Origin of the sequence: Bradyrhizobium guangdongense, from assembly GCF_006483445.1 — a bacterium.
GTDB classification, from domain to species: Bacteria; Pseudomonadota; Alphaproteobacteria; order Rhizobiales; family Xanthobacteraceae; genus Bradyrhizobium; species Bradyrhizobium guangdongense_A.
Genome location: NZ_PPPT01000276.1, coordinates 1 through 6,098 on the forward strand (window position 1 = coordinate 1; position 6,098 = coordinate 6,098).

Annotated in this window: 10 protein-coding genes and 1 tRNA gene; 5 read left to right on the forward strand and 6 right to left on the reverse strand. The window is 65.3% G+C overall.

Features of this window, described 5'->3' with window-relative positions; all coding sequences use genetic code 11:
• Nucleotides 1-52: 52 nt before the first annotated feature.
• Genes C2U70_RS31555 through C2U70_RS31565 form a run of 3 tightly spaced genes read right to left on the reverse strand, consistent with a single transcriptional unit; the run spans nucleotide 53 to nucleotide 1,615 of the window.
• Entirely contained in the window at nucleotides 53-508 is a 456-nt protein-coding gene (locus C2U70_RS31555) for a GNAT family N-acetyltransferase (protein ID WP_140982536.1), read from the reverse strand.
• A 13-nt stretch (nucleotides 509-521) separates the two neighbouring features.
• Entirely contained in the window at nucleotides 522-1,034 is a 513-nt protein-coding gene (locus C2U70_RS31560; RefSeq protein ID WP_186294586.1) for a GNAT family N-acetyltransferase, read from the reverse strand.
• A complete protein-coding gene (locus C2U70_RS31565; RefSeq protein ID WP_140982538.1) occupies nucleotides 1,034-1,615 on the reverse strand; it encodes a helix-turn-helix domain-containing protein in 582 nt (193 codons plus the stop codon). Before C2U70_RS31565 ends, C2U70_RS31560 begins: the two co-directional genes overlap by 1 nt.
• A gap of 139 nt (nucleotides 1,616-1,754) precedes the next feature.
• On the opposite strand from C2U70_RS31565, the gene C2U70_RS31570 reads away from it, so the two are divergent.
• Nucleotides 1,755-2,750: an alpha/beta fold hydrolase gene (locus tag C2U70_RS31570; RefSeq protein WP_140982539.1), complete on the forward strand. Its 996-nt coding sequence runs from the start codon at nucleotides 1,755-1,757 to the stop codon at nucleotides 2,748-2,750.
• Between the two features lie 39 nt (nucleotides 2,751-2,789).
• Here the strand turns inward: C2U70_RS31570 and C2U70_RS31575 are convergent, their stop codons facing one another.
• From C2U70_RS31575 to C2U70_RS31585, 3 genes are all read right to left on the reverse strand, one after another.
• Entirely contained in the window at nucleotides 2,790-3,026 is a 237-nt protein-coding gene (locus tag C2U70_RS31575) for a type II toxin-antitoxin system HicA family toxin (protein ID WP_140982540.1), read from the reverse strand.
• A gap of 1 nt (nucleotide 3,027) precedes the next feature.
• Entirely contained in the window at nucleotides 3,028-3,258 is a 231-nt protein-coding gene (locus tag C2U70_RS31580; RefSeq protein ID WP_186294587.1) for a type II toxin-antitoxin system HicB family antitoxin, read from the reverse strand.
• 30 nt (nucleotides 3,259-3,288) lie between these two features.
• A tRNA-Gly gene (locus tag C2U70_RS31585) sits at nucleotides 3,289-3,362 on the reverse strand.
• A 177-nt stretch (nucleotides 3,363-3,539) separates the two neighbouring features.
• On the opposite strand from C2U70_RS31585, the gene C2U70_RS31590 reads away from it, so the two are divergent.
• The 4 genes from C2U70_RS31590 (at nucleotide 3,540) to C2U70_RS31605 (ending at nucleotide 5,897) form a co-directional block, all read left to right on the forward strand.
• On the forward strand, nucleotides 3,540-4,118 hold the full coding sequence (locus C2U70_RS31590) for a methylated-DNA--[protein]-cysteine S-methyltransferase (protein WP_140982542.1): 579 nt from the start codon (nucleotides 3,540-3,542) through the stop codon (nucleotides 4,116-4,118).
• A gap of 10 nt (nucleotides 4,119-4,128) precedes the next feature.
• A complete protein-coding gene (locus C2U70_RS31595; RefSeq protein ID WP_140982543.1) occupies nucleotides 4,129-4,968 on the forward strand; it encodes a helix-turn-helix domain-containing protein in 840 nt (279 codons plus the stop codon).
• A gap of 54 nt (nucleotides 4,969-5,022) precedes the next feature.
• Entirely contained in the window at nucleotides 5,023-5,382 is a 360-nt protein-coding gene (locus C2U70_RS31600; protein ID WP_186294588.1) for a VOC family protein, read from the forward strand.
• Between the two features lie 119 nt (nucleotides 5,383-5,501).
• Nucleotides 5,502-5,897: an SRPBCC family protein gene (locus C2U70_RS31605; protein WP_140982545.1), complete on the forward strand. Its 396-nt coding sequence runs from the start codon at nucleotides 5,502-5,504 to the stop codon at nucleotides 5,895-5,897.
• Nucleotides 5,898-6,098 lie beyond the last annotated feature (201 nt).

A 6,098-nucleotide genomic window follows, 5' to 3' on the forward strand; every position in this document is an offset into this window, starting at 1 on the left:
CCGCTTCGCCTCTCCCCGCCCGCGGGGAGAGGCGAAGCGGCACCGCGCGCCGCTACAGCGCCAGTGTCAGAAACAGGCTGTTGCGGTCCGCGACATAGCCCTCGAAGGGGTCGCAGAAGACAAAGCCGTGCGCCTGATAGAGCGCGACGGCGGGCTTGAAATAATCCCATGAGCCGGTCTCGAGGCTCAGCCGCGTCATGTTGCGGGCGCGGGCCTGATCGATGATGTGGCGGAGCATTTTTCCGGCAAAGCCGCGCCGTCGCGCGGCTTCCAGCGTGTGCATCGACTTCACCTCGCCATGATCGGGCGACAGCACCTTCAGCGCGCCGACCGCGACCAGCGTATCGCCATCCCAGCCGGTCCAGAACGCGACATTCGCCGCCCGAAGCCCGGTGAGGTCGAGCGCATGCGCGCTGCCGGGCTCGGTCTGCGCGCGCGCCGTCGTCACGTGATGGTCGAGCAGCGCGATCACGCGGGGGTCGTAGGTGTCGCCGACAGTGATCTTCATTGTGCCCTCGTGCTCACGGCCTGACGTCGCCGGCGAGTTGCTTTTGCATCAGCACGAGGTCGAGCCAGCGGCCGAACTTGCAGCCGACCTCCGGCATTCTGGCGACCTCGGCAAAGCCGAGCGAGGCATGCAGCGCGATCGAGGCGGTGTTGGCCGATTCAATGCCCGCGATCATCACATGCTTGTTCATGACGTCGGCGCGCTCGATCAGCGCGGCGACGAGGCTCTTGCCGATGCCGAGCCGGTGATGGCGCGCGTCGACATAGACGGAATTTTCCACCGTATGGCGATAGCCGGGCCAGGGCCGGAAATCGCCGAAGGACGCAAAGCCCACCACATGCGCGCCGTTCATCGCGACCAGCACCGGGAAGCCGGCCTGCTGTCGCGCGGCGATCCAGTCGCGCCGCGACTTGAGATCCGATGGCCCGTCGGTCCACACCGCCGTGGTGTTGAGCGCGGCGTGATTATAGATCGCCAGAATATCCGCGGCGTCTTCGATCGTGGCATCGCGAACGATCAGCGGCATCATTCTTTCCCATAGGCTGTGCCGCGCCTGACCACGATGACGTAGCGCGCGGGCTGCTTGCTCTCGTTCTCGAAGATCACCGAGCGCATGACGTCGAAGTCGAGGCAGTCGCCGTCGCGCAGGCGCTGGGTCTTTGCGTCGATATGCACCGAGATCGCGCCCTCCAGCATCAGGAGCTGCTGGGTGAAGGCATTGCGGCCCCAGGGGCTGTAGGACACCCGGGCGCCTGCCGGCAGGTCGACGACGATGACCTCGATGCCCGAGGCCGCGCCGGTCGGCGAGGCATGGCGCCGGACATAGCCGCTCTCGGGGTCGCGCCATTGCGGCTGGTCGGCGAGCCGCACCAGCCGCTCCGGCGGCTTTTCGGCCAAGGCCACGACATCGCTCAAGGAGACGTCGAGCGCGGCGCAGAGCCTGTTGAGCAGCGCCGCGGTGGCGCTGCTCTGCGCGCTCTCGACCCGCGAGATCATGGCGCGGCTGACACCGGAGCGTGCGGCGAGCTCGTTCAACGTCATGCCCGCATTCATCCTCAACGTCTTCAGGCGGCGACCGATCGCCTTGTCGAGCTTTTGCTGGTCCATGGGCTGGTCAATGACCTTCTCGCGCGAGCTTAGGACTGGCGGGACGCCAATGCCGGAAGCGAGGGTCTAATATATTGGAATCTTTGCTCGTTGCGCAGCGCCCGATTAGGATGCGTCAAACAATGACCGGGAGGCGACGATGGGCGGACCGACGCAGCGGACGATCAAGGCCAACGGCATCAGCCTCAACGTCGCCGAGCAAGGTCAGGGGCCAATGGTGCTGCTGTGCCACGGCTTTCCCGAGAGCTGGTACTCCTGGCGCCATCAGCTTCAGGCACTCGCGGATGCCGGCTACCACGCAGTCGCGCCCGACATGCGCGGCTACGGCAAGAGCGACAAGCCCGAGGCGATCGACCAGTACACGATCTTCCACATGGTCGGCGATCTCGTAGGCCTGCTCGATGCGTTCGAGGCGAAGAACGCCGTCATCGTCGGCCATGACTGGGGCGCGGGGATCGCCTGGCACGCCGCGCGGCTGCGCCCCGATCGCTTTCGCGCCGCCGCCATTCTCAGCGTGCCCTATCGCCCGCGCAGCCCGGCGCGCCCGACCAGCGTGATGCCGCAGACCGCGGATGCGCAGTTCTATCAACTGTACTTCCAGGAGCCGGGCGTTGCCGAAGCGGAGTTCGAGGCTGATACGCGCAAGACACTGGCCGCGATGCTGTTCGGCGGCTCCGGCGAAGGGGTCACCGCCATTCGCGCCATGGCGGCGGCGAGCGGAGCGCCGCCCAGGGGCGTCGGCATGGTCTCGCGCAAGGACGGCTTGCTGCCCAAGGTGCCGGTTCCGCTGCCGTCATGGCTCAGCGCCGCCGACCTCGATTTCTACGCGGCCGAGTTCGCCCGCAGCGGTTTTCGCGGACCGCTCAACTACTACCGCAATATCGACCGCAACTGGGAGCTGATGGGCGCCTTCGAAGGCGTGAAGGTGATCGTGCCCACGCTGTTCATGGCCGGCGACCTCGACATGGTCGTCGCCTTCCCCGGCGCCCCCGAGCACCTCGCCAACATGAAGGAGTGGGTGCCGCAACTGCGCGAGATCAGGATGCTGCCGGGCTGCGGACACTGGACGCAGCAGGAGCGGCCGAACGAAGTGAATGCGGCACTGGTGGAGTTTTTGCGGAGCTTGCCGGGTTAGTGGCATCGACCATCGCAGGCTGCGGCAGCATAGCGAATGTCACAGAAGTTCGGTGAACTCCTCCACGGTCAGGCCGGCCTGCCGGATAATCGAACGCAGAGTACCGGGTTTCAGGTCTCGTCCGGCATGAACTGGAACCGTCACCGTTCGCGTCGGGTCACCGGGGTAAGCAAGAACATGGTGACTCCCGACGGTGCGATCGACGATGAAACCCGCTCTCACGAGCGCTTGGATGACACGCTTGCCGCTGACGACCGGCAGCCGTCCACCACCCATATCAAGCGGCCACCGTCACGTGACGAATTTCGGGATGAGCATCGGACGGGGGAGCCATTCCCTGGTCCCGCCGATATTCGAGGACTGCGCGAATTGCCTCCTCGGCATTGGCGAGCGCTTCCTGCTCGGTGTCGCCTTCCGTCACAACCTCGGGCAGCGCCGGCACGAGCACGGTAAAGCCACCGCCTTCCTGCGGCTCGAGAATGACGGAATAGCTGTAGCTTGCCGCCATCATATGCCTCCTGTGGCGCACGCGAATGGATGGAGCGGGCGAAGGGAATCGAACCCTCGTATGCAGCTTGGGAAGCTGCCGTTCTACCATTGAACTACGCCCGCGAGAGCGCGGCAATCACGCCCGCCCTGATTAGCCGAGACGGCGTCGCCCGCCAAGCGCTTTGGCGCCACAGGCGTCACGCATCTTAACTTCCTGGCAAGATTTTGGGTGCGCCGGATTGTGGCGGTGTTATGATCGGTGGCGTCGGGGGACGAAGTGCACAAGAGCGGGGCGTGCACATGGTGGGGCGTGCGTATTCCATATTCGACACGGCGATAGGCCGCTGCGGCATTGTCTGGAGCAATGCCGGGGTGGTGGCCGTGCAATTGCCGGAGGCGCGGGAGATCGACACCCGCCGGCGGATCTATCAGGCCCATCCCGAGGCTCGCGAGCAGCAGCCGCCGGATAACACCGAGCTTGCGATCGACGGCATCGTGGCGCTGCTGCATGGCGATCATGCCGATTTCACCCATGTCGGCCTCGATGTCAGCGACGTGCATGCCTTCAACCGCCGCGTCTACGAGCTGACGCGCGCGATCCCGCGCGGCGAGACCCGGACCTATAACGAGATCGCCAGGCAACTCGGCGCCTCCGGCGCGTCGCATTCGGTGGCGCAGGCGATCGCCAAAAACCCGTACATGATCATCGTGCCCTGCCACCGGGTGCTGGAGGCCGGCAATTATGCCGACCGGATCTCGGCCTATGGCGGGGTGATCTCGAAGCGGCGGCTGCTCTCGATCGAGGGCGCCCATCCCGTCGCCAGCAAGACGCTGTTCGAGGTGCTGCTGCCCGTTGCCCCGGCCAGGCCGTCCACCTAGATAAAGGTGCATGGAAGCGACCACCCTGCTGACGACGCCCTCGATGACGGTGTCGCGGTTTCGCTGCGATGCGGGACCTGACGATGCACCGTTCGCTGAACAGCGCGACGGCCATTCGATCGCCTATGTCCGCTCGGGGAGCTTTGGCTGCCAATGCCGCGGAAAATTCTTCGAGCTGGTGGCGGGGTCCGTGCTGGTCGGCTATCCCGGCGACGAATACACCTGCACCCATGAGCATGTGGCCGGCGACGAGTGCCTGTCGTTCTTCCTCGGCGAAGACCTCGTCGATGCGCTCGGCGGCCGCCGCGAAACCTGGCAGGTCGTGGCGACGCCGCCGCTGCCGGAACTGATGGTGTTGGGCGAGCTGGCCCAGACGGCGGCAGATGGCAACAGCGACCTGGGCCTAGATGAGATCGGCCAGATCTTTGCCAGCCGGTTTGCCGAGGTGGTCTCGGGCAAGGCGCGCGACCAGGTTTCGCCGACGGCGCGCGACCGCCGCCGGGCGGTGGAGGCGGCACTCTGGATCGACGAGAATTCGAGCCGGGAGATGGACCTCGAGGAGGCCGCGCGGCGGGCGGGCTTGAGCCCGTTCCATTTCCTGCGGCTGTTCTCCGGCGTGCTCGGCGTCACCCCGCATCAATATCTCGTGCGCTCGCGGCTGCGCCATGCGGCGCGCCTGCTGACAGATGATGACATCGCGGTCACCGACATCGCTTATGACGTCGGTTTTGGCGATCTCTCCAATTTCGTCCGCACCTTCCATCGCGCGGCCGGCGTCTCGCCGACGAAATTCCGCCAGGCCGCGAAAGGCGAGCGCAAGATTCTCCAAGAGCAGCTTGCCTGCAACTGAGTAGCTTCGTCTCCGGCTCGCGCCATCAGGCGCGATTTGCAAATGGAGACGATCATGTACGACCACATCGGAATCCGCGTTGCCGATCTCGACGTCAGCACGCGCTTCTACACCGCGGTGCTCGCGCCGCTCGGCTTCGTGCTCTGCTCCAGCGGCGACGGCTATGCCGGCTTCGGCCCGAAGGGCGAGCCCGCGCTCTGGCTGCATCTCAACAAGGGACGGAAAGCCGACGGCGCGCATATCGCGTTCCGCGCCAAGGACCATGACGCGGTAAAGACCTTTCACGGCGAGGGCTTGAAGAACGGCGGCAGTGACAATGGCGGCGCCGGACCGCGCAAGGATTACAGCCCGACTTATTATGCGGCGTTCTTGATCGATCCCGACGGCAACAATGTCGAGGCGGTCTGCACGTAGCCGGCTTCGTAGGGTGGGCAAGGGAGCGTAGCGACGTGCCCACCGCTTCTGCCGAAAGAGAACTGGTGGGCACGCTTCGCTTTGCCCACCCTACCAATTCAATGCAAGAGGTGGGCCCCATGGCCTCAATCCACAACGACGTTCCTCTCAATGCTCCCGCGCACGACGTGTGGGATGCGGTGCGCGATTTCGGTGCCTTGCCGACGCGGCTGGCGCCGGGCTTCGTCACCAAATGCGAGCTCGATGGCGATGCGCGCATCGTCACCTTTGCCAATGGCGCGGTGGCGCGCGAAACGCTGGTCGATTGCAACGATGCGCGCATGCGGCTGGTCTATGCCATCAACAACGAGCGGCTGAAGCATTACAGCGCGTCGGTGCAGGTGATCGCCGAGGGCGAGGCCAAATGCCGGCTGCTCTGGACCATCGACATGTTGCCGAACGAGCTGGCCGCTTATGTCGAGGGGCAGACCAAGGAAGCCGTCGTTGCCATGCACAAGGCGTTTCCGCCAGGCTAATTGCCCGCTCTGTGATTTTTTTCACAGAGCCCTCCCCACGCCCGCCCTAACCATGGCCGCATGTGAGCAAGCCATGAGGAGCTGACCATGCGAGGTGCGGACAAGGTGATCTGCCAGGCAGCCGCCGTGCTGCTGCTGTTTTCGATGACGAGCGTGCCGGCCAAGGCACAGTTCGCCGGGTTTGGCGGCGGTGGCGCCGGT

What these genes read in the sequence shown, in the direction of transcription:
- C2U70_RS31555 (WP_140982536.1), bottom strand. Translation starts at nt 508, where the DNA reads ATGAAGATCACTGTCGGCGACACCTACGACCCCCGCGTGATCGCGCTG.
- C2U70_RS31560 (WP_186294586.1), bottom strand. Translation starts at nt 1,034, where the DNA reads ATGCCGCTGATCGTTCGCGATGCCACGATCGAAGACGCCGCGGATATT.
- C2U70_RS31565 (WP_140982538.1), bottom strand. Translation starts at nt 1,615, where the DNA reads ATGGACCAGCAAAAGCTCGACAAGGCGATCGGTCGCCGCCTGAAGACG.
- C2U70_RS31570 (WP_140982539.1), top strand. Translation starts at nt 1,755, where the DNA reads ATGGGCGGACCGACGCAGCGGACGATCAAGGCCAACGGCATCAGCCTC.
- C2U70_RS31575 (WP_140982540.1), bottom strand. Translation starts at nt 3,026, where the DNA reads ATGGGTGGTGGACGGCTGCCGGTCGTCAGCGGCAAGCGTGTCATCCAA.
- C2U70_RS31580 (WP_186294587.1), bottom strand. Translation starts at nt 3,258, where the DNA reads ATGGCGGCAAGCTACAGCTATTCCGTCATTCTCGAGCCGCAGGAAGGC.
- C2U70_RS31590 (WP_140982542.1), top strand. Translation starts at nt 3,540, where the DNA reads ATGGTGGGGCGTGCGTATTCCATATTCGACACGGCGATAGGCCGCTGC.
- C2U70_RS31595 (WP_140982543.1), top strand. Translation starts at nt 4,129, where the DNA reads ATGGAAGCGACCACCCTGCTGACGACGCCCTCGATGACGGTGTCGCGG.
- C2U70_RS31600 (WP_186294588.1), top strand. Translation starts at nt 5,023, where the DNA reads ATGTACGACCACATCGGAATCCGCGTTGCCGATCTCGACGTCAGCACG.
- C2U70_RS31605 (WP_140982545.1), top strand. Translation starts at nt 5,502, where the DNA reads ATGGCCTCAATCCACAACGACGTTCCTCTCAATGCTCCCGCGCACGAC.